Genomic DNA, 21,598 nt, shown 5'->3' with positions numbered 1-21,598 from the left:
GGTTGAGCGCGCTGGCCTGCCGTCGGGCAGCCACAGCGCGGCGTTGATTGCGTCGCGCCCCTGCGTCCCCTCAGGCCGCGACGGTGTTCATGGCCTGGCGCGCCTGTTCCACCTCGGCATCCAGGTCGTGGTTCCAGATCCAGTCGAAGCGCGAGGCCAGCGTGGCGCCCAGCCCCACGTCGTCCCCGCCGACCCGCGGATCGCGCAGTTCGTAGAGCTCGCCGGCCTCCCACGAGGTGCGCTGCACCCGGCATGCGCGCGGCCTGCGGATGGCGTCGTAGGCCTCCAGCAGCGCCGGCAGCTGCGCCCGCGTCAGCGCGGGGTCGGACAGCAGCCGGGCGAAGAAGTAGGCGTCCTCCAGCCCCTGGCCGGCGCCGGCGCCCTGGTGAGGCAGCATGGCGTGGGCGGCATCGCCGATCAGTGCCAGGCGGCCGTGCACATAGCGCGGCAGCTGCGCGCCCTCGTGCAGCGCCCAATGCGTGGGCGCGTCGATGCATTCCAGCAGCGTGCGCGCGGCGACGCCCCAGTGCGCATAGGCCTCGAGCATCTCGCGGCTGCTGGCCTCACGCACCCAGGGCTGGCCCTGCGGCCACTGCGGGTCCGGATCGCTGCGATCGGAGACGAAGGCGACCACGTTGATCAGCCGTCCCTGCTTGACCGGAAAGGTCAGGATGTGGGCGTCCAGCCCCAGGATCATCTGCGGGACGTCGACCAAATGCGTGTCCACGCCGGCGGCGATGAAGGCCCGTCGCAGGCGTTCGCTCTCGATCATGCCGCGATAGGCGCAGGTGCCGGTGAAGCGCGGCGCGACGGGCAGCTGCCCCAGCGGCCGCAGCACCTCGGCGCGCAGCGCCGACTTGATGCCGTCGGCGGCGATCAGCAGGTCGCCCTCGTAGTGGCTGCCATCGGCGAAGTGCACGCGGGCCGCGTCGTCGCCCTGCTCCACGCCGACCGCGCGCTTGCCGAAGGCGGTCATTCCGAGCGGTAGGCGGGTGGCCAGCGCATCCAGGAAATCGGCGCGATGCACGGACGACTGCCCGACCCCGGGCGCGCGCGTGGCGCCGAGCAGGCGCGCATCTTCGCCGCGCCGCCATTCGAACCACACATCGCCATGCGGCGCCGGCGTGCGGTCGGCCAGCTCGGCATAGGCCTCGCCCATGCCCAGGCCCTGGATCGCGCGCACCGCGTTGGGACCGAAGGACACGCCCGCGCCGATCTCGCCGAAGGCGCGCGCGGATTCGAACAGGCGCACCTCCAGGTGCGGCCTGCGCGCCAGGCCCAGCGCCAGGCCGACGCCGGCGATGCCGCCGCCGACGATGCCGATGCGCAGCGGCGCCGATGCGCTCATGGCCGGCCTCCGTGCGCGGGCGCGGCCGAAGGCGAGAAATCCTCGATGGTGTGCGTGTGGTGCGCGTGCATGTTCCCTCCCAGGTCGTGCGTGGCGTGGATGTGGCGCTTGCGGTCAGCCGGTGTCGCCGCCGGCGACCGGCAGGATCGAGCCGGTGATGTAGGAGGCCTCGCGCGAGGCCAGGAACAGGATCGGCGCGACCTGTTCCTCCACGGTCGCGTAGCGCTTGAGGAAGGTGGAGCCTGTGACCTGCTCGACCGCCTGCGCCATCCACGCCTGTTCCTGCGCGCTGTCGCCCTCGGCGTTGCGCGGCACCCGGCGCGGCGGCGCCGACGTGCCGCCCGGCGCGGTGGCCACCACGCGGATGTTGTGCGCCCCCAGCTCCATGGCCAGCGACTGGGTCAGCGCGTTGATGCCGCCCTTGGCCGCCGAGTACGGCACGCGGTGGATGCCGCGGGTGGCGTTGGACGAGACGTTGACGATGGTGCCGCCGCCGCGCGTCAACAGATGCGGCAGCACCGCGTGGCAGCCGTACAGCGTGGGCATCAGCGAGCGGCGGATCTCCGCGTCGATCTGCGCCGGCTCGAAGGCCGCGTACGGGCGCATGCGGATCGCGCCACCGACGTTGTTGACCAGGATGTCGATGCCGCCGAAGTGGCGCGCGGCGAAGTCCATCGCCGCCTGCGCGCCCGCATGGGTCTCCAGGTCGGCGTTGAAACCCACCGCCTGCGCGCCGATCGCCGCGGCGACCTCGCCGACGAAGTCCGCGCGGTCCACCAGCACCACCTGCGCGCCCTCGGCCGCGGCGCGCTGCGCCACGCCCTGGCCGATGCCCTGCGCGGCACCGGTCACCACCATCACCTGCCCGGCGAAGCGTCCGCTCACGCGGCCAGGTCCTGCGGCGCGCTGGCCGGCGCGTTGGGCGTGAACTTCTCGTAGTAGAAGTTGGCGGGGCTCAGGGCGATCGCGGTGAAGTGGTTGCGCACCGCATCGACCATCGGCGGCGGGCCGCACAGATAGACGTCCACCTCGCCCGCATGCAGCGCCTCGGGCGGCAGATGGTCGGTGACATAGCCCACCTTGGGATGGCGCGAGGCCGGATCGACCACGCAGGTGGTGAAGCTGAAGAAGTCCAGCCGCTCGGCGAAGCCCTGCAGCTGCTCCACCAGCACCAGGTCGGCGCCGCGGGTGACGCCATACATCAGGTGCACCGGGTGGGCGCTGCCGGTGCGCTCGAGCTGGGCCAGCATCGCCAGGAACGGCGCCAGGCCGGTGCCGCCGGCCAGCATCAGCACCGGCCGCGTCACCGCGCGCAGATAGAAGCTGCCGAGCGGGCCGGTCAGCTCCAGCACCTGGCCGGGGCTGGCGCTGTCCAGGTAGCCGCTCATCAGGCCGCCGGGCACGCGCTTGATCAGGAACGCGGGCGTGTCCGAGCCCGGCGGCGAGCTGAAGGAGTAGGAGCGCGTCTGCCCGCCGCTGCCCGGCACGGTGATGTTGACGTACTGGCCGGGCAGGAACGCAGGCGCGTCTTCCAGCGCCTCCAGCTTCAACTCCAGCGCGGCGTCCGCGTGCGGCACCACGTCCACCACCGCGGCCCGGAAGCGGGACGTGCCGGTCTTGCAGGCCGCCGAGGTCACCGGCACGGCGATCGTGCAATCGCTGGCGGGCACCATCTGGCAGGTCAGCACCAGCCCGGCCGCCGCCTCGTCGGCGCTCAGCGCATCGTCGATGTAGTCCTCGCCCAGATCGTAGGCACCAGCCTCGGCGCGGCACTTGCAGGTGCCGCACACCCCGTCCGAGCAGTCCATCGGCAGGTTGACCCTGGCGCGGAACGCGGCGTCCAGCACCTTCTCGCCGGGGTTGCAGTCGATGAAGCGGGTGACGCCGTCCTCGAAGTTCAACGCGATGCGATAGCTCATGGGGTTCTCCTTCGCGCCCGGCTCAGACGTGGTAGATGTCGATGACCTGGCGGATGTAGTCGTTCTTCAGCACGATCTTCTTGTCGGCGAACAGATAGCCGCCGTTCTCGCGGCGCAGGGTCGCGTAGCAGGTGCCGAAGAAGTGGTCGGTGATCTTGTAGCGGTGGTTGAGCGTGTGGAAGTTGTAGCGGACGTCCACCTCCTCGCCGCGCTCGGCGAGCAGCTCGATGTTGGTGGTGTTGTGCCCGGTGCGCGGCTCGGGCGTGGACGCGCTGGAGCGCTCGGTCTTGATCCGGAACACCCGATCCTCCAGGCCGTCGCGGCTGGGGTAGTAGATCAGCGAGATCTGCGACTGCGGGTCCTCGGTCAACCGGTCGTCGTCGTCCCAGGCCGGCATCCAGTAGGTGACGTCCTCGGCGTACAGGGTCAGCCATTCGTCCCACTGACGGTCGTCCAGCAGGCGCGCTTCGCGGTACAGGAACGCGGCGATGGCGGCGATGTCGTGGCTCACGCGGCCTCCCCGTCGGCCCCGTCCGCCAGCGCGCGGCGCATGGCCTGCGCCCAGTACGCATGCTGGCGCACGAACAGGCCCTCGTCCTCGCTGCGGCCGCCGGACAGCAGCGGCTGCATGCCCATCTTCCTGGCGTTCTCGTCCGCGCCTTCGATCCACATCGGCGCGCCGCGGCTGAGGTCGTTCCACAGCGCGGCCGTGCCGGCATAGCCCTGCTGGCAAGCGCGGAACTCCTCCAGATCGTCGGCCGTGCCCATGCCCGAGACGTTGAAGAAGTCCTCGTACTGGCGGATGCGGGTGGCCCGCTCCTCGGCGCTCTCGCCCTTGACCCCGAAGCAGTAGATGGTGATCTCGGTCTTGTCCACGCTGATCGGGCGAGCGACGCGGATCTGGGTGGAGAACTGATCCATCAGATAGACGTTGGGATACAGGCACAGGTTGCGCGTCTGCCGGGTGATGAACTCGGCGCGCTCGGCGCCCACGCGCTGGGCGATCTCCTCGCGGTGCGCCCAGACCGGCCGCACCTCCGGGTTGAGCGACTGGGTCCACAGCAGGATGTGGCCGTGCTCGAAGCCGTAGACGCCGCCGATGCTCTTGCTCCAGCCGTTAGCGTCCACCGCCTTGGTGCCGGTCTCCTTGCGCCGGCTCATGGTGGCCGAGTAGTTCCAGTGCACCGAGCTGACGTGATAGCCGTCGGCGCCGTTCTCCATCTGCAGCTTCCAGTTGCCGTCGTAGATGTAGGACGAGCTGCCGCGCAGCACCTCCAGGCCGTCGGGCGCCTGGTCGACGATCTGGTCGATGATCACCCGCGTCTGGCCCAGGTGCTCCTCCAGCGGCAGCACGTCCTCGGAGAGGCTGCCGAACAGGAAGCCGCGATAGCTGGCGAAGCGCGGCACCCGCTTGAGATCGTGCGAGCCGCCCTCGCCGAACTGCGGCGGGTACTGGGTGGTCTTCTCGTCCTTGACCTTGAGCAGCTTGCCGGTGTTGCTGAAGGTCCAGCCGTGGAAGGGACAGGTGAAGCTGCCCTTGTTGCCGTGCTTGCGCCGGCACAGCATCGCGCCGCGGTGCGCGCAGGCGTTGATCACCGCATGCAGCTCGCCGGTCTTGTCGCGGGTGATCACCACCGGCTGGCGGCCGATGTAGGTGGTGAAGTAGTCGTTGTTCTCGGGAATCTGGCTCTCGTGCGCCAGGTACACCCAGTTCGATTCGAACAGGACCTTCATCTCCAGCTCGAACAGCTCGGCGTCGGTGAAGATGTCGCGCCGGCAGCGGAAGATGCCGGCCTCCGGGTCGTCCTGCACCGCGGTGGCCAGCAGCTGCGCGATGTCGCGGGTGGGTTCGATGATCGCAGACATGGGGAGTCCTCCCGTTCGAGGATGGCGAAGGCGCCGCGCGTGGAGGCGCGGACGAAGGTGTGGCGGAATGCGGGCGGCGCGTCCGGCGCCGCCCGCGCGGATCGGTCAGGCGGCGGCGCGCAGCCGGTGGACGGCCTGGACGTCCTTGCCCGCTTCCAGCGGCAGCAGGTCGAAGTTGAATTCGATGTCCTGGTAGGTGTCGGCCTCGAAGCCCAGCGCCTTGCCGCCCTCGCCCGTCTTCACCGGCGGCACCAGGCCATCGCGCGTGGCGAAGGCGAAGTCGTCCCACAGCAGCGGATCGCCGTCGATGTTGAACTGCGTGGTCAGCCGGCGGTGATCGTCGCCGCTGACGAAGAAGTGCACGTGCGCGGGGCGGTTGCCATGGCGCGCGAGGCGGTTGAGCAGCTGCTGGGTCGCGCCCTGCGGCGGACAGCCGTAGCCCACCGGCATGCGGGTCAGGAACTCGTAGCGCCCGTCCGGCCCGGTCTTGACCGTGCCGCGCAGGTTGAACTCGGTCTGCGCCCCGGTCGGATCGAAGTGCGAGTAGAAGCCCTTGGAGTTGGCATGCCAGCACTCCACCAGCGCCCCGGCCAGCGGCGCGCCGTCCTGGCCGCGCACCACGCCGTGGATGCGCAGCGGGCCGGCATCGGGATCGGGGTCGCGGTCGATGCGCGCGCTGCGCACCGTGACCGGCGCGCCGGCCACATACAGCGGGCCCTCGATGGTGCGCGGCGTGCCGCCGCTGATCCCGGCCAGGCGATCCTCCTCGTCCAGGCGCATGTCGATGTAGTGCTCCAGGCCGATGCCCGCGGCCAGCAGCGCCGCCTCGTTGTCCTGGCCGAGCTTGTTGAGATAGTTGATGCCGGCCCAGATCTCGTCCGGCGTCAGGTCCAGGTCCTCGATGGCCTTGAACAGGTCCGACAGGATGCGGTGCAGGACCTGCTTGGTCCGGGTGTCGCCGTCCTGGCCGTCCAGGTTGGTCACGGTGCGCAGGAAATCCTGCACGTCCCGACTGGCGAAGATGCTGACGCTCATGCGATGTCTCCTCTTGGTGGCGAAGGCTGCCTTGTGACGTTCCCTCCCAGGGAGCGCACGCAGGATTGCGAAACTCTCTAGCGGTCGTCCTCGTACAGCGAGGACGGATGCCGGCACAGCGGCATCACCGCGATGTCCATGTAGGGGAACAGCGGCAGCGACAGCAGCAGCTCGTGCAGCTGCGCCGGGCTGTCGACATCGAAGATCGACACGTTCGAATACTGGCCGACGATGCGCCAGATATGCCGCCACTGGCCGCTGCGCTGCAGTTCCTGGAAGCGCGCCTTCTCGCTGGCCTTGAGCTCGGCCGCGCGGGCCGGCTCCATGTCCAGCGGCAGCTTCACGTCCATGCGCACGTGGAAGAGCATCGGTCAGCCCTCCGTGCCGGTGGTGGCGACCGTGGTGCGGCTGCGGTCGCGGCGGAAGGCGGTGAGGCGGTCCTCGTCCAGGGCGATGCCCAACCCGGGGGCGCTGGGCACCTCCAGGTGGAAGTCGCGGTAGACCAGCGGCGTGGCCAGGATCTCCTCGGTCAGCAGCAGCGGCCCGAACAGCTCGGTGCCCCACTGCAGGCGCGGGAAGGTGGCGAACACCTGCGCGGCGGCGATCGTGCCCACGCCGCCCTCGAGCATGGTGCCGCCGTAGAGTTCGATGCCGGCCGCATCGGCGATGGCGCCGACCTTCTGCGCGGCGATCAGGCCGCCGGACTGCTCGGTCTTGACCGCGAACACATCCGCCCCGCCGGCCCTGGCCAGTTCGAACGCGCTGTCCGGGCCGGTCAGCACCTCATCGGCCATCAGCGCGATGGGGAAACGGCGCATCAGCCGGGCCAGCGCCGCGGCCGAGGCCACCGGCTGTTCGACCAGCTCGCAGCCGGCATCGGCCAGCGCCGGCAGCGCCCGCACCGCCTCGGTCTCGCTCCAGGCCATGTTGACGTCCACGCGCACGGCCGCCGCCGCGCCCAGGGCGCGCTTGATCGCGGCCACGTGCGCCACATCCTCGGCCACCGCCTTGCGCCCGATCTTGAGCTTGAACACGTTGTGCCGGCGCGCGGCCAGCATCGCCTCGGCCTCGGCGATGTCCCGCCCGGTGTCGCCCGAGGCCAGCGTCCAGGCCACCCCCAGACGGTCGCGCACGCGCCCCCCCAGCAGCTCGGACAGCGGCAGGCCCACGCGCTTGCCCTGCGCGTCCAGCAGCGCGGTCTCGATGGCGCACTTGGCGAAGTGATTGCCCTTGACCAGCTTGCCCACGCGCGCCATCAGCGCCTGCACCCGGCTGGCGTCGCTGCCCAGCAGCACCGGCGCCACGTAGGTGTCGATCGCCAGCTTCATGCCCTCCGGGCTCTCGGCGCCGTAGGCCAGCCCGGCGATGGTGGTGCCCTCGCCCAGCCCGACGATGCCGTCGCTGCAGTGCAGGCGCACCAGCATCAGGGTCTGCCCGCTCATGGTCGCCACCGACAGCCGGTGCGGGCGGATGGTCGGCAGGTCGATCAGCAGCGTCTCGACGCGCTCGATCGTCGGGGCGGCATTGGGGACGGGAGACAGGGTGCGCGGTTCCATGGCGGAGATTCTTGGGACAGGCCCCGCCCCGCGTCCAAGACATTCTTGGTCTGAATCGATACCTCAAGGGTATTATTCGGCGCCAAGACCGCGATTCATCGATCTTATTGCGCCGCACCATTACCCTTCCGTCATAGTCATCTCTTTGGTCGAATCCCATGGACCTGCGTCAGCTCAGGTACTTCGTCACGGTCGCCCGCGAGCGCAACTTCACCCGCGCCGCCGAGCTGCTGCATATCGCCCAACCGCCGCTGAGCCGCCAGATCCAGCAACTGGAGGACGATCTGGGCGTGACCCTGATCGTGCGCAGCAGCCGCCCCATCCGGCTCACCGACGCGGGCCGGCTGTTCTACGAGGAGGCCCAGCAGGTGCTGGGCCGCGTGGAGCAGATGAAGGACGCCGCGCGCCGCGTCGGCCATGGCCAGCGGCGGGTGATCAACATCGGCTTCGTCGCCTCCACGCTCTACGGCGGCCTGCCCACGGTGGTGCGCCGCCTGCGCCAGGCGCTGCCCGACACCGACGTGCGGCTGGTGGAACTGATGTCCGGCCAGCAGGTCGAGGCGCTCAAGAGCGGACGCATCGATATCGGCTTCGGCCGCCTGCGCACCAGCGACACCAGTGTCGAGCGCCTGGTGCTGCGCGAGGAGCGGCTGGTGGTGGCGATCCCGCCCGCCTTCGCCCTGGCCGGCGACGACGCACCGCTGTCGCCGGCCGAGCTGAAGGGACAGAAGCTGATCGTCTACCCCAGCGACCCGCGCCCCAGCTTCGCCGACCACGTGCTCTCGCTGCTGCGCGACCACGGCGTGCGCCCGCCCGAGGTGCAGGAGGTGCGCGAGCTGCAGACCGCCCTGGGCCTGGTCGCGGCCGAGACCGGCATCTGCCTGATCCCCGCCTCGGCGCGGCTGCAGCGCTCGGACCTGCACTACCGGCTGGTCGACGACGAACGCGCGACCTCGCCCATCATCCTCAGCTACCGCCACCACGAGGACGAGGCGCTGATCGGCCTGCTCAAGCGCCTGATCCGCGAGATGTACGCCGAGAAGCCGGCCTGGCTGGATGTGTCCTACAACCGGCTGCATACGCCGTGAGCGGCTTGAAGCGCGATGACCACGCTGACCATGGCGCAAGCCAACGGCGGCGACGAAGCCTTCGGTTGAATCCCTTGCCCGCCGGCACGCCAAGCTCGGTGGGAGCCGCCATGGCGGCGACGGGGCTTTACCGGTAACGCCTCATCGCCGCCATGGCGGCTCCCACAGGGAATACTGGCCTACGGCGCGCTCGGCGCCGGTCCCACCACGTCGGCGACGCTGGTGACGCGCAGCGCCGCCTTGAGCGCGGCCGGGTCGGCGCCGGAGCCGACGCGCACCACCACCGGCTCACCCGGCAGCAGGGTCAGCGCGTTGTCCGAGACCTCCGCGTCCAGCGCGCCGAAGTCGATCCAGGCCATGCGCGCCAGCTGCGGCGAGGACAGTTCCAGCCGCAGGCCGCGGTCGTCCTGCGTCCAACGCGCCTGCACCTTGGCGCGCGACCAGGCCAGCGCGTAGGCCGGCTTGAAGTACACCACCTGGCGCGCATCCGGTTCGCCCGGCACCTGCAGCTCGAACACCGCCACCGTGCGCGCCGGATCGGCCTGCCCCAGCAGCTGCGCGTCGCTGTAGCGGGCCACCCGCATGGCCGACAGCGGCGCCAGCGTCAGCGTGCGGCGCTCCTCGCGCAGCACCTTGCCGTCCAGATCCATCACCCGCAGGCGCAGGGTGCCGGTGCGCGGCGCGGTGCGGTCGGAGATCACGCTCACTTCGGTCTCGCCCTGCGCGCGCAGCGCCGCCACCGTGACCGGTGCGAAGAAGCGCCGCGCCTGGAACTGCAGCGCCTTCCAGCGCCCGAACCAGTCGATGGAGGACCACGACGCGCCCGGCCAGACATCGTTGAGCTGCCAGTACAGCGAGCCCATCGTGTGCGGCCGGCTGGCGCGGTGATGCAGCGCCGCCAGCGCGATGCCCTCGGCCTGCATCGCCTGGCTGGCCTGGACGAAGCCGGGGAAATCGCGCGGCTGGCCGAACTCCATCGCGATGTAGTGCAGCAGGCGGGTATTGCCCTCGCCGGCCATGAACTTCTGGTGCGCGCGGATCACCGGCGTATCGATGCCCTGCTCGGCCCTGGTGGCGAACGCGTCGATGGCGCGCAGCGCGGGCCAGGCCTGCAGCCCGTACTCGGACATGAAGCGCGGGGTGATGTCGAGATAGGCGGTCGGCGGCCGCGCCGGATTGCCCCACACCTCCCAGTAGTGCATGTCGCCGCTGGAAGGGATGTTGGCCTGCTCGGCCAGGTCGTCGCTGGGCGAGCTGGCCCAGTAGGCGATGCCGCCGCCTTCGCGCCTCACTACCTCGCGCAGGTCGGTGCCGAACAGCTGCACATAGCCCTGCCAGACGCGCTCGGCGAAGGCCGGATCGGCCTCCTTCAGCGCCTTGCCCTGGCCCCAGGACTTCCAGGCGGTCTCCTCTTCGTTGTTACCGCACCACAGCACCAGCGAGGGATGGTTGCGCAGGCGGATGACCTGCTGGCGCGCCTCCTCGACCACGTTGGCGCGGAACGCCGGATCGTAGGCCGGCTGCATGCCGCCGCCGAACATGAAGTCCTGCCACACCAGCAAACCCAGCTCGTCGGCAATGTCGAAGAAGTCGTCGCTCTCGTAGTAACCGCCGCCCCAGTTGCGGACCATGTTCATGTTGGCGTCCACCGCCGACTGCAGCACGCGCCGCAGCTGCGCGTGCGTCACCCTGGGCACGAACATGTCGAAGGGAATGACGTTGGCGCCCTTGGCGAACACCGGGATGCCGTTGATCACGAATGCGAAGCTGCGCCCGCCGGCATCGGCCTCGCGGCGCAGCTCGACGCTGCGCAGGCCGGTGCGGCGCGTGACCTGCGCCACGCCATGGCCCTGACCATCGAGCAGTTCGAGCGTATAGCGGTACAGCGGCTGCGCGCCGTAGCCGGCCGGGTACCAGCGCGCCGGCCGCGCGACTTCCACCGGCAGGGCGAGCTGCGCCTGGCCCGCCGCCAGCGCGACGCGCTGCTGCGCGGCCAGCGTGCGCGTGCCGTCCGGCGCGGTCTGCCACAGCCTGGCCTGGTAGTCGCCGGCGCGCTGCACCTCCAGCGTGGCCTGCGCGGTGAGCCTGGCGACCTGCTCGGTGACCTGGTCCTGGCGCAGGTGCAGGTCCGCCAGCCGCAGCGCCTCCCAGCTCTCCAGCCGCACCGGCTGCCACACGCCGGCGGTGACATAGCGCGGGCCCCAGTCCCAGCCGTAGTGGTAACCGGGCTTGCGCACGAAGTTGGCCGTCATCGCATCGCGCGGCTCATCGCCATAAGGCGAGGGATAGTTGCCGGCGATCTTGACCGGCATCGCCTGCACCTTGGGCAGCAGCGTGGCGATCGGCGAGCGCAGCACCACGCGCAACTCGTTGCCGGTGGCGCGCAGCCGGCCGGTCACCGGCACCCGCCACTGGCGGAAGGCGTTGTCGGCCCGCAGCACGCGCGTGCCGTTGAGCGTCACCTCGGCAAAGGTGTCCAGCCCGTCGAACACCAGCTCGGTGCGCGCGGCCTGGCGCGCGGCCGCATCGGCGTCGAACACCAGGCGGTACTCCCAGTCGCCCAGGCCGATCCACTGCAGCCCGGCCTCCGGCGCGCCGACGTACGGGTCGGCGATCAGGCCGGCCCTGAACAGATCGGTATGCACCGTGCCCGGCACCTGCGCCGCCTGCCACGCGGTGAACCGCGGATGCGCCGCGGACTGCGCGCTGCCAGGCAACAGGCGCAGCTGCCAGTGACCCGTGGCGCCCAGGTCCTGCACGTTCATGGCCTGCAGGGGCGCGACGACCAGCCAGAGCAACACGGCCAGCCAGGCACGCGACCACCGCAGCCCGGGCCGGGCGCTCGCCATTACACGTTCGATCATGGTGCTTCCGCCTTCCAGTAACGATCCAGGAACTGCTGGTGGGTCGGCATCGCCGCCACCGCTTCGGCCAGGCGCTCGCGCGTGCCTTCGACGTAGCGGGCCAGCGCGTCCTGCGGCATGTCGTCCACGATCGGATGGTAGCCGCGCGGCACGATGCCCTGCCCCAGCATCACCTGCACCCAGCTGGGCAGCGCGAAGAAATCCTCGCCGTTGCGGAAGTAGCGCCCGTCGGCGGCGAACAGGTCCATCGCCTCGCGCAGGCTCTCCGGAATCTCCATCGCCCGGCAGTCGCGCCAGAACGGCGTGTCCTCGCGCGTGGTGGCGTGGTAGTGCAGGATCAGAAAATCCCGGACGCGTTCGTACTCGAACGCCGACTCGCGGTTGTAGCGCCGCGCCAGCAGTGGATCGAAGTCGCGCGTGGGGAACAGCGCCAGCAGCCGGCTGATGCCGGACTGGGCCAGGTACAGGCTGGTCGATTCCAGCGGCTCCAGGAACCCCGCCGCCAGCCCCAGCGCCACCACGTTGCCCTGCCAGAACCTGCGACGCATGCCGGTGGTGAAGCGCAGCTGGCGCGGCTGTCCCTGCGGCGCGCCGTCCAGATGTGCCAGCAGCGTGGCGGCGGCCTGGTCGTCGTCCACGTACGCACTGGAATATACGTAGCCGTTGCCGGTGCGGTGCTGCAGCGGGATGCGCCACTGCCAGCCGGCGCCGCGCGCGGTGGCGCGCGTGTAGGGCGCGATCGGCCCGCTGCGTACACATGGCACGGCCAGCGCGCGATCGCAGCGCAGCCACTGCGACCAGTCGACGTAGCCGGCCTGCAGGGTCTGTTCGATCAGCAGGCCGACGAAGCCCGAACAATCGACGAACAACTCCCCCTCCACCTGCCGCCCGCCGTCCAGCACGAGCGAGGTCACATGGCCGGTCTCGGGATGCTGGTGCACCTGCACGATGCGGCCCTCGATGCGCTCCACGCCACGCGCCTCGGACACCTGGCGCAGGTACTGGGCATACAGCCCGGCATCGAAGTGATAGGCATAGGCGATGTCGGCCAGCGGCGAGCCGGACGGCGCATCCGGCATACCGGGGATGAAGCGCTCCAGCGGCGCCATCACCGTCTGCAGCGAATACGCCCCGATCGGCCCGGCGCGTCCGGCCAGGAACTGCTTGAGCCAGAACTGGTGGAACGGCAGCGGCCCCCTGGACTGGCCGATCGTGCCGAAGCCATGCACATAGCGCTCGCCGATGCGGCCCCAATCCTCGAAGGCGATGCCGAGCTTGGCCGTGGCCTGCGTGCGCTGGGCGAACTCGCGCTCGTCCAGGCCCAGCACCTGCGCGTTGAAGGTGCGCATGTGCGGCACGCTGGCCTCGCCCACGCCGACGATGCCGATCTGTTCGGACTCCACCAGGCGCACGCGCGCCTGCCGGCCCAGGTACGTGGCCAGCGCCGCGGCGGCCATCCAGCCGGCGCTGCCGCCGCCGACCACCACCACGCTGTCGATGCGGTTGTCACCCATGCGTGTATCCGTTGGCGATGCTGTAGACACTGTTCCGCATCATGCTCGAAGAAGCGGGCCTCTTCGCCGGCCTAGGCGGACGTGCGCCCAAGCGCCTTGCCCCCTCCCTTTCGCCGCAGGCGAAGGGGAGGGTCGGGGTGGGGTGCTCTTGCTTCGGTGGCTTGCCTGGGAAAGCCCGACCCCTCCCCTGTGCTACGCGCAAGGGAGGGGGCCTCAAGTCGACACTCCCCCGTCACTGATCGCGTTCTGCGCAAGGACAGGGGCCTCGAACGAAGGTGCGAAACGAAACCCTGTGACTTGACCCGCGAGGCAGCGGGCCGGCGGGCGGTGGCAGCGACGAGCGAGGCAGGACGCCGAGCGCCCGAGTCAGGGCAGGATGCCCTGATCGAGGGACAAGCGGACACCGCCCGCCGGACCGCCGCCCTTCCGAAGCCGGAGAATCCGCCCTCCGAAGGAAGCCGCAACGCCCAAAACCAAGATTCCTCAATCCGGAGAAAACCAAAAAAAGCCCCGCGCCCCCGGGGAGAGGCGCGGGGAGTCCCGCATCAGAACTTGTAGGTCAGGCCCAGGAACGCGATCCGGCCGGCATAACCGTTGGAGTCGAAGCGCGCCTTGGTGTCGTTGCCCAGGTAGGTGCGCGTCTCTTCCTTGGTCAGGTTGAGGATCGAAGCGGTCAGGCTGAAGGCCGGCGTGAAGTTGTAGGCCGCGTTGAGGTCGATCTGCTGATACGGCTCCTCGTACACGTTCAGACCGCTGACCAGGCCATCGACCACCTGCCCGCGCCGGTTGTAGGAGGCGCGCAGCAGCAGCTTCTCGGTTTCGTAGAACACCGTCAGGTTGGTCTGGTTCTTGGCGCTGCCCACCAGGGGCGACTTGCCGATCTCGGTGCCGTCCTCCAGCGTGACCGGCGCCTCGTTGGTCTTGTTGTACGTGTAGTTGAACTGCAGGCCCAGGCCGAAGTCGAAGGTGTGCTGCGCATAGACCTCCACGCCCTCGGACACCGCGTCACGGCCGCTGGCGGTAGTGGAGTAGTTCTGCACCACCACGCTCTGCCCGCCGATGTTCTGGGTGACGTCCTGGACCACCGGCAGCAGGAAGTTGCTCACCTCCTTGCGGAACAGGCCGACGCCGGCGACCGAACCCGGATGGAAGTACCACTCCAGGCCCAGGTCGTACTGGTTGGCCTTGTACGGCTCCAGCGCCTTGTTGCTGCCCGAGCCGTACCAGCCGGTCACGTCGCCGCCGCCGATCAGGCGCCGGTCGTTGACGTATTCCTGGCTGTAGTACTGCAGGCCACCGGGCGCGGCGATGTCGCCGTAGCTCGGGCGCGCCATCACCTTGGACGCCGCGCCGCGCAGGACCAGGTTGTCGGTCAGGTCGTAGGCGATGTTGAAGCTCGGCAGGCGGTCCACGTAGCTGCGATCCAGCGAGCTGACCACGAACGAGGAGATGTGGCCGCTGGCCGGGTTGGTCTGGCTGTCCGGCAGCGTGGTGAAGCCGCTGACGCAGCCCGAGCCCGCCGGCGCGCCGGCCGCCGGCAGGTTGCCCGGCAGGCAGGGCGCGGGATTGCCGGCCGCATCGTCGAAGAAGTAGTCGTTGTAGTAATCGACCCGGTCGGTGGAATCGGCATGCTGGTCGGTGTGCACCAGGCGCAGGCCGATGTTGCCGCGCAGGCGCTCGGTGCGGAAGTTGGCCTGCAGATAGGCCGAATAGATCTTCTCGCCGACGTTGAAGACGAAGTTGTCTTCCTGCCGGGTCTGCATCGGTCCGTAGGTCTTGTTGAGATAGTCGATGTAGGCCGGGTAGTTGATCGCCGGGAAGGCGTTGGTGTTGAACCCGCCGGCGATGTTGCCGATCTGCTCCGGATACAGGAACTGCGACTGGAACACCGAGGCCGCCGGGTCGCAGCCGTTCTGGAAGCGGCTGTCGTAGTCGGACGGATCGGCGCCCTGGCAGACCCAGTAGTTGTTGCCGGTGCTGCGGCGGGTGCCGCCGTCGCGGTACTTCATGCCGAACTGGATCGAGTCCAGCACGCTGCCGGTCTCGCCGCGCCAGGTGAAGTCGCTCTGGGCGAACTTCTGCCAGGTGCTGTTGCGCGTCCAGGACGAGCCGGTCGAGCCCAGGTCGATCTCGCCGATGCCGTTGCGCAGGTTGTTCATCAGCTCGGGCGAAACCTGCAGCGACGGCGTGCCGGTCAGGTCCCAGGCGGTGTAGTAGTTGCCCAGCGTGTAGGCGCCGGTGCCGTTGACCGTGGTGCCGTTGCTGCCGGCCGTGGTGGGCAGGCGCGGCTTGACCGGCATGGTCATCTGCACCTGCGGGCCGCCATCGGCCCAGGTGCGACCGGCCTTGACCGCGATGTCCAACCGCTCGCTGGTCCAGGCCAGCTCGAAGTCGGCCATCTGCGAGCGCGCCTTCTCGCGGTTGTAGGAACCGGTCAGCCACGGCGTGGGAATCGTGCAGTCGTCCGGGCCCCAGCCGCCGGGCGGCATGCCGCCGGCCGCGGCGGCGGCCTCGCTGCAGTAATAGGTCTTGTTCGGGTGCACGCCGTACCGCGCGCCGGTGACCACCGTGCCGCTGGGGTCCAGGGTCAGCCCGTCCAGCAGGCGTCCGCCCGGCCAGTTGCCGTCGCCCGAGTAGCGGGCCAGGTTCCACTCCGGCACCGACAAGGTGTTGGTCTGCGAATCCCGGTCCATGTCGAACCGGAAGTAGTTGGCGGTGAAGGTCAGATCGTCGGTCGGCTTGAACTGCAGCGTGATCTGCCCGCCCTTGCGCTCGCGCTCCTCCTTCTCCGACTTGAAGTTCACGACGTTGGGCATCATGAAGTTCGTGTAGTACTTGCCGTTCTGGTCGTAGAAGCCCGACTCGCCCCACCAGTAGCTGTCGAAGTTCGACGGCTTGCCGTTGACGTCGGTCGCCGGGTGGGCCTCGTTGTCGTCGCTGTACCAGTTCCAGGCGCTGGTATCCACGCCCAGGGTGCGCACGGTGCGCTTCTGCTGGGTGTAGCCGACGAAGACGCCGAAGCGATCATCCTTGTCGTGCCAGGAGTACGAGCCGGAGAACTGCCCGTCGGTCTTCTTGGTGGTGTCGGCCCAGGTGCCTTCGGCCGAGACGAAGCCGGTGTTGGCCTCCTGCTCCAGCGGACGGCGCGTGTGCAGGATCACCGTGCCGCCGATGCCGCCTTCGTCCAGGCGCGCCTCGGGCGTCTTGAACAGCTCGGCGCTGGAGAGCATGTTCGAGGGCAGCAGCGTGTAATTGAACGAACGGGTGGGATCCCCGTTGGTCTCGGCGCTGGCCACGTAGTTGCCGTTGAGCTCGGTCAGGGTCAGCTCGGAGGACAGGCCGCGCACGCTGACGTTCTTACCCTCGCCACCGTCGCGGGTGATGATTACGCCGGGCACGCGCTGCAGCGCGTCGGCCACGTTCTTGTCGGGGAACTTGCCCACGTCCTCGGCGGTGACCACTTCGACCACCGCGTTGGCCTCGCGCTTCTGGTCCAGGCTCTGCTCGATCGAATAGCGGTAGCCGGTGACGGTGACCTTGTCCAGGTCGGTCGCCTGCTGCGGTGCATCGGTCTGTGGCGCATTGGCGGGCATGGCATTGGCGGGCGCGGGCGTGGCGGCCTGCTGGGCCCGGCCTGGCGCGGAAACCGCCGCGCAGCTGGCGGCGATGGCAAGCGCCAGCAGCTGGCGCCTGGGGAATGAGCTGTCGTTCATTGCGTCTCTCTCTCGTTAATGAACTTCACGACGGTGGCGTGTACCAGGCGATCGCATCCACGACGGGGCCGCCAGGCCATGGCGATGGCCCGTTCATGAAACCCGCATTTGGATCGATCTAACTGGCGCGGCGTAGAAATATCACGCCGTTTCCGAAAAGGCATGCTGCCCTGCAGCGAACGTGGGACAGGCGCACTGTCTGAAAACGCTGCCATGTCCGCGGTGCGTGGGTTTCCTTCGAGAGGCGTGCATCACGCGCATGTCGCGCAGGCCCGGCGGTGGCGCCGGAGCTCCCTGTGGGAGCCACCGTCTCTCGGATCGAATCGCAGCCTCCTTGTAGAGCGAGCTTGCTCCCCTGGGGCTTCCCGACGATCCGGCCGAAACGCAGCGGAGCAAGCTCCGCTCTACAAGTGGGAGCCGCCCTTGTGGCTTTTTGGCCAATGGCGGCGATGGGGCTCTACAGATAAAGCCTCATCGCCGCCACGGCGGCTCCCACCAAGCGCATCGCGCAGCGACTGTCATCTCCACAAGTGCGGAGCGCTTTGCAAGTGCATCCGCTGCGGTCGATGCGCAAGTGCGTGTGGTCGCGGCTGCCGTCCGCGGGAAGAGGCGCCTGCGCGCATATTCGAATCGTTGAAGGCAACGCACATCGCCAGTGGCGATCACGCACGCCCTGTTTTAGCGCCGCGCCTTCGCCTTGCCGTATGTACTCGCACGCTGGGTCAACAACGCCGGCACGACGCTGGTGCGGCGTGCCATGCCGGGGCTGGCGGCGCGTTCGATCACCATCGCCGCGGCCTGGCGGCCGCGCTCGCGCGGATCGGTGCTGATGGTGGTCAGCGGCGGCACGCCGACCGCCGCCTCGGGGATATCGTCGAACCCGGTCACCGCGAAGTCCACGCCCGGCTGGCGCCCTTCGCGCACCAGGCCCAGCATCAGTCCCAGCGCGACCGCGTCGTTGTAGCAGACCGCGGCGGTCGGCGCGGCGCCGTCGGCGAACAGCAGGCCGGCGCGGGCGTTGCCCTCCAGCCGCGTTGGCGCGGTCTCGATCATCCACGCGTCCGGCACATCCAGCCCGGCCGCGGTCATGGCCTCGCGATAGCCGGCGCGGCGTTGGCGGCACGAGCTCGAGTCGGCATGTCCACCATAGAAGGCGATGCGGCGATGCCCCTGCGCCAGCAGCAGCTCGGTCGCCGCGCGCGCGCCGGCGCGGTTGTCCAGGCCGATGAAATCGTAGAGGAACCCCTTGGAGGCGCTGCCGGCCACCTCGCGGTTGAACACCAGCAGCGGCGTGTGGCGGCCGATCACCGTCTCCAGGTCGGCGAAGGCGCTGCCCTCGGCCGGCGAAAGGATCACGCCGGCCGGGTTGTGCTCCATCAGCGAGCCCAGCACCTGGCGCTGGCGCTGCGCCGATTCGCCGCTGCTGCCCAGCAGCGTGACGTAGCCCTTGGCACCCAGCGCCTCGTCCACGCCGGCGGCGAACTCGGCGAAGAAGGGGTTGGCCAGGTCGTTGACCACCAGTGCCACCGCGGTGGACACGCGCTGGCGCAGGTTGGCCGCGGCGCGGTTGTAGACATAGCCCTGGCGGCGCATCTCGGCCTCGACCCGCTCGCGCGTGTCGGCATGCACCAGCGGGCTGCTGCGCAGGACGAGCGAGACGGTCGCGCGCGACACCCCGCAGGCATGGGCGATGTCGTTGAGCGTGATCCTGCGGGGGGTATCGGCCATGTGTCGCATGCCCTGGGCCTGGCTGGAACGGCCCAGCGGCGGCCATGCTGCGCGATGGCCGGTGCCGGCCGCAAGTCGCTGGCGCCTGGCCGCGATGGCGCGCGCGCCGCATTGCCTGCGGCCGATGGCGCGCCAACGCCAGGCATCGCGCTGGATCCATGTGCATCCGCAGCATCGTCGCGGCATGGCACGCGGCGCGTTCGCGGGTTTTCGCGGGCGTGGCTGACATTTGCGTCGCCTGGAGTGGAATCGGCTTGAAATGTCGATTTGGATCGTTCTAAATCCGGCGAACGCCTGGCCGGACGACTTGCCGCGGCGCGCCGCCATTGCATCGATCACGAGGGAAGCACGATGGACCACCCCACCCGCGCGCCACTGCCGGCCGCCGCCTCCAATGCGCGAGACCGCGCCCTGCCGCGCCACGGCCGCCGTGCCGCCTGCGTGGCCCTGCTACTGGCGCTGCCCGTCACCGGCACGCTGGCGCGCGCCGCCGGCGACGACCTGGCCGCGCAGGTCAACACCTTCATCGGCACGCGCGACGAGGGCAACACCTTCCCCGGCGCCGCCGCGCCGTTCGGCATGATCCAGGTCAGCCCGATCGGCTCGCACTACGCCGGCTGGCGCGACGGCGACGAGCGCATCCGCGGCTTCGGCCATTCCTTCATCTCCGGCGCCGGCTGCTGGGAACAGGGCGGCCAGGTCTCGGTGCTGCCGGTGACCGGCCGCATCGGCCCCGGCGGCGACTTCGACACGTCCAAGCACGACGTCTTCGACCAGACCAAGTACGGCGCGCGCTACACGCAGGCCGGCTCGACCGGCCAGGCCGGCGACTACCGCGTGCGCCTGACCGACTACGGCGGCATCGAGGTGGAGACCACCGCCCTGACCCGCGCCTCGGGCGAGCGTTACACCTACCCGGCCGCCGCCGGCGAAGGCCACGTGCTGATCAACGTCGGCCAGGCCAACCAGAAGCATCGCGTGATCGGCAGCCAGGTGCATGTGGTCGGCGACCGCGTGGTCGAAGGCAAGATCACCACGCTGAGCTTCTGCGGCGGACACCAGTACGCGACCTGGTTCCGCATCGAATACGACCGCCCGTTCAAGGCCTTCGGCGTGTGGGGCCAGGCCGGCGGCACGCCGGGCGCGCGCGACAGTATGGAGAGCGAGTACGAGCCGCTCAACGGCGCCTGGGTCAGCTTCGACACCAGCAAGAACAAGCAGGTCACCGCGATCACCTCGATCTCGCACGTCGATGCCGAGGGCGCGCGCGTCAACCTGCGCGCCGACGGCATGCAGAGCGGCAAGCTGCGCGCCTTCGAGCCGATGCGCCGCGACGCGCGTGCGCTGTGGCAGCAGGCGCTGTCCAAGGTCCGCATCGACGGCGGCAGCAAGGACGACCGCGCCGTGTTCTACACCGCGCTCTACCACGCGCTGCTGCAACCGATGACCGGCAACGACGCCGACGGCCGCTACCGCGGCTACGACGACGCGATCCACGAGGCCAAGGACTGGACCTATTACGAGTTCTTCTCGCTGTGGGACACCTACCGCTCGCAGAACCAGCTGCTGTCGCTGATCGAGCCGCAGCGCGCGCGCGACATCGGCCGCTCGCTGCTGGCCATCGACGCGCAGGGCGGCTGGCTGCCGCGCTGGGGCTACGCCAACTTCGACACCAACACCATGACCGGCGATCCGGTCACGCCCTTCCTGGTCGACCTGTGGCGCTACGGCGCGCTCAAGGGCCTGGAGCCGCAGGCGTGGGCCGCGCTGCGCAAGAACGCCTGGGGCGTGCCGCCGCTGGCCTCGCGCCACGAGGGGCGCGCGGGCAACGTCAACTACCTGCAGAACGGCTTCGTGTTCTTCGACCGCACCTTCCCGGCCAAGGGCATGGACGTGGATCCGCAGAACGGCGGCTCGGCCACGCTGGAGTACGCGCTGGGCGACTGTGCGCTGTCGCTGATGGCCGGCGCGCTGGGCCATGGCGACGACGCGGCCGCGCTGCGCACGCGCGGCGGCAACTGGCACAAGGTCTGGGATGCGGACCTGCACGAGCAGGCCTCGGGCTACCAAGGCTTCCCGCGGCCGCGGCTGGCCGACGGCCAATGGTTCACCCCGCCCACCGGCACCTACGACCCGCGCTCGCACTACGGCTTTCATGAAGGCACGGCGTGGCAGTACCAGTGGCTGGTGCCGCAGGACATCCCGGGCCTGGCCACGGCGATGGGCGGACGCGAGGCGATGGGCAAGCGGCTGGACGACTTCTTCGCCTACGACCAGCTCGTGGCCGATCCGCAGGGCGCGGCGCGCAAGGCCTGGGTCGGCGGGCCCTACAGCTACTACGGCCAGTACCGCTACAACCCCAACAACGAGCCGACCATGCACGTGCCGGCGCTGTACAGCCTGATCGGCCAGCCGTGGAAGACGGCCACGGTGCTGTCCTCCGTGCAGACCTTGTTCACCAACGCGCCCAACGGCGTGACCGGCAACGACGATCTGGGCACGATGTCGGCGTTCTATCTGTTCAGCACGCTGGGCTTCTCGCCGCTGATGCCGGGTACCGGCCAGATGCTGCTGCATCCGCCGCGCTTCACCCGCGCGCGCATCGACCTGGGCAACGGCCGCACCCTGACCGTGCGCGGCAACGCCGCACCGCAGGCCGGCCCGCGCTACGTGCAGGGCGTGCGCTTCAACGGCAAGCCGCAGTCGGCGGTATGGATGGACGTGGACACGCTCAGACAGGGCGGCACGCTGGACTACACCCTGGGCACGCAGCCCGACCCGCAGGGCTGGGGCACCGCCGCCGATGCCGCGCCAGCGGCGTCCTGCCCGGTCTAAGAACGCCAGCGGTCTCGAAGCGGCCCGCGCCCTGCCCCCTCACTTTGGCCGTAGGCCAAGGGGAGCTCGAAGTCGCGGCTAGCGACTGAGGGGGAGGGGTCGCTCTTCGCGGCAAAGCCAAAGCAAAACGCC

The 21,598-nt window shown here is 69.8% G+C and carries 14 protein-coding genes; 2 read left to right on the top strand and 12 right to left on the bottom strand.

Annotation, left to right across the window (positions count from 1 at the left end; genetic code table 11):
* Positions 1-70: 70 nt before the first annotated feature.
* From salA to LAJ50_RS04905, 8 genes are all read right to left on the bottom strand, one after another.
* Positions 71-1,348: a salicylate 1-monooxygenase gene (gene salA, locus LAJ50_RS04940; RefSeq protein ID WP_138652187.1), complete on the bottom strand. Its 1,278-nt coding sequence runs from the start codon at positions 1,346-1,348 to the stop codon at positions 71-73.
* Positions 1,349-1,462: 114 nt separating this feature from the next.
* Entirely contained in the window at positions 1,463-2,233 is a 771-nt protein-coding gene (gene benD / locus LAJ50_RS04935; RefSeq protein WP_138652189.1) for a benzoate diol dehydrogenase BenD, read from the bottom strand.
* Entirely contained in the window at positions 2,230-3,267 is a 1,038-nt protein-coding gene (gene benC, locus LAJ50_RS04930) for a benzoate 1,2-dioxygenase electron transfer component BenC (protein ID WP_138652191.1), read from the bottom strand. The genes benD and benC overlap by 4 nt, the downstream gene beginning before the upstream one ends.
* A gap of 22 nt (positions 3,268-3,289) precedes the next feature.
* The gene (benB, locus tag LAJ50_RS04925) at positions 3,290-3,778 is read right to left on the bottom strand and encodes a benzoate 1,2-dioxygenase small subunit (protein WP_138652193.1); all 489 of its coding nucleotides are present in this window, start codon (positions 3,776-3,778) and stop codon (positions 3,290-3,292) included.
* Positions 3,775-5,133 carry a Rieske 2Fe-2S domain-containing protein gene (locus LAJ50_RS04920; protein WP_138652195.1) on the bottom strand — a complete coding sequence of 453 codons (1,359 nt, stop codon included), beginning with the start codon at positions 5,131-5,133 and terminating at the stop codon, positions 3,775-3,777. Before LAJ50_RS04920 ends, benB begins: the two co-directional genes overlap by 4 nt.
* A gap of 105 nt (positions 5,134-5,238) precedes the next feature.
* The gene (gene catA, locus LAJ50_RS04915; protein WP_130550803.1) at positions 5,239-6,168 is read right to left on the bottom strand and encodes a catechol 1,2-dioxygenase; all 930 of its coding nucleotides are present in this window, start codon (positions 6,166-6,168) and stop codon (positions 5,239-5,241) included.
* 77 nt (positions 6,169-6,245) lie between these two features.
* Positions 6,246-6,536, bottom strand: coding sequence for a muconolactone Delta-isomerase (gene catC, locus LAJ50_RS04910; RefSeq protein ID WP_138652197.1), 291 nt, complete (start codon positions 6,534-6,536; stop codon positions 6,246-6,248).
* Positions 6,537-6,539: 3 nt separating this feature from the next.
* Positions 6,540-7,724 carry a muconate/chloromuconate family cycloisomerase gene (locus LAJ50_RS04905; protein WP_138652199.1) on the bottom strand — a complete coding sequence of 395 codons (1,185 nt, stop codon included), beginning with the start codon at positions 7,722-7,724 and terminating at the stop codon, positions 6,540-6,542.
* A 158-nt stretch (positions 7,725-7,882) separates the two neighbouring features.
* Between LAJ50_RS04905 and LAJ50_RS04900 the strand changes: the two genes are divergently transcribed.
* On the top strand, positions 7,883-8,812 hold the full coding sequence (locus tag LAJ50_RS04900; RefSeq protein ID WP_138652201.1) for a LysR family transcriptional regulator: 930 nt from the start codon (positions 7,883-7,885) through the stop codon (positions 8,810-8,812).
* A gap of 179 nt (positions 8,813-8,991) precedes the next feature.
* Here LAJ50_RS04900 and LAJ50_RS04895 read toward each other — a convergent pair whose 3' ends face one another.
* The 4 genes from LAJ50_RS04895 to LAJ50_RS04880 form a co-directional block, all read right to left on the bottom strand.
* A complete protein-coding gene (locus LAJ50_RS04895) occupies positions 8,992-11,577 on the bottom strand; it encodes a glycoside hydrolase family 2 protein (protein WP_138652239.1) in 2,586 nt (861 codons plus the stop codon).
* Between the two features lie 95 nt (positions 11,578-11,672).
* Positions 11,673-13,190, bottom strand: a complete 1,518-nt coding sequence (locus LAJ50_RS04890) for a tryptophan halogenase family protein (protein ID WP_138652203.1) — start codon at positions 13,188-13,190, stop codon at positions 11,673-11,675.
* Between the two features lie 545 nt (positions 13,191-13,735).
* Positions 13,736-16,783 carry a TonB-dependent receptor gene (locus LAJ50_RS04885; RefSeq protein ID WP_224096543.1) on the bottom strand — a complete coding sequence of 1,016 codons (3,048 nt, stop codon included), beginning with the start codon at positions 16,781-16,783 and terminating at the stop codon, positions 13,736-13,738.
* Positions 16,784-17,581: 798 nt separating this feature from the next.
* Entirely contained in the window at positions 17,582-18,631 is a 1,050-nt protein-coding gene (locus tag LAJ50_RS04880) for a LacI family DNA-binding transcriptional regulator (RefSeq protein WP_138652207.1), read from the bottom strand.
* A gap of 351 nt (positions 18,632-18,982) precedes the next feature.
* Here LAJ50_RS04880 and LAJ50_RS04875 point away from each other — a divergent pair, with 351 nt between their 5' ends.
* Positions 18,983-21,466 carry a GH92 family glycosyl hydrolase gene (locus tag LAJ50_RS04875; RefSeq protein ID WP_138652209.1) on the top strand — a complete coding sequence of 828 codons (2,484 nt, stop codon included), beginning with the start codon at positions 18,983-18,985 and terminating at the stop codon, positions 21,464-21,466.
* The last annotated feature ends 132 nt before the right edge of the window (positions 21,467-21,598 follow it).

This window comes from Pseudoxanthomonas sp. X-1 (assembly GCF_020042665.1).
GTDB lineage: Bacteria > Pseudomonadota > Gammaproteobacteria > Xanthomonadales > Xanthomonadaceae > Pseudoxanthomonas_A > Pseudoxanthomonas_A spadix_A.
The sequence above is the reverse complement of the archived record's forward strand: the minus strand, read 5'-3'. Positions and strand labels throughout refer to the sequence as shown.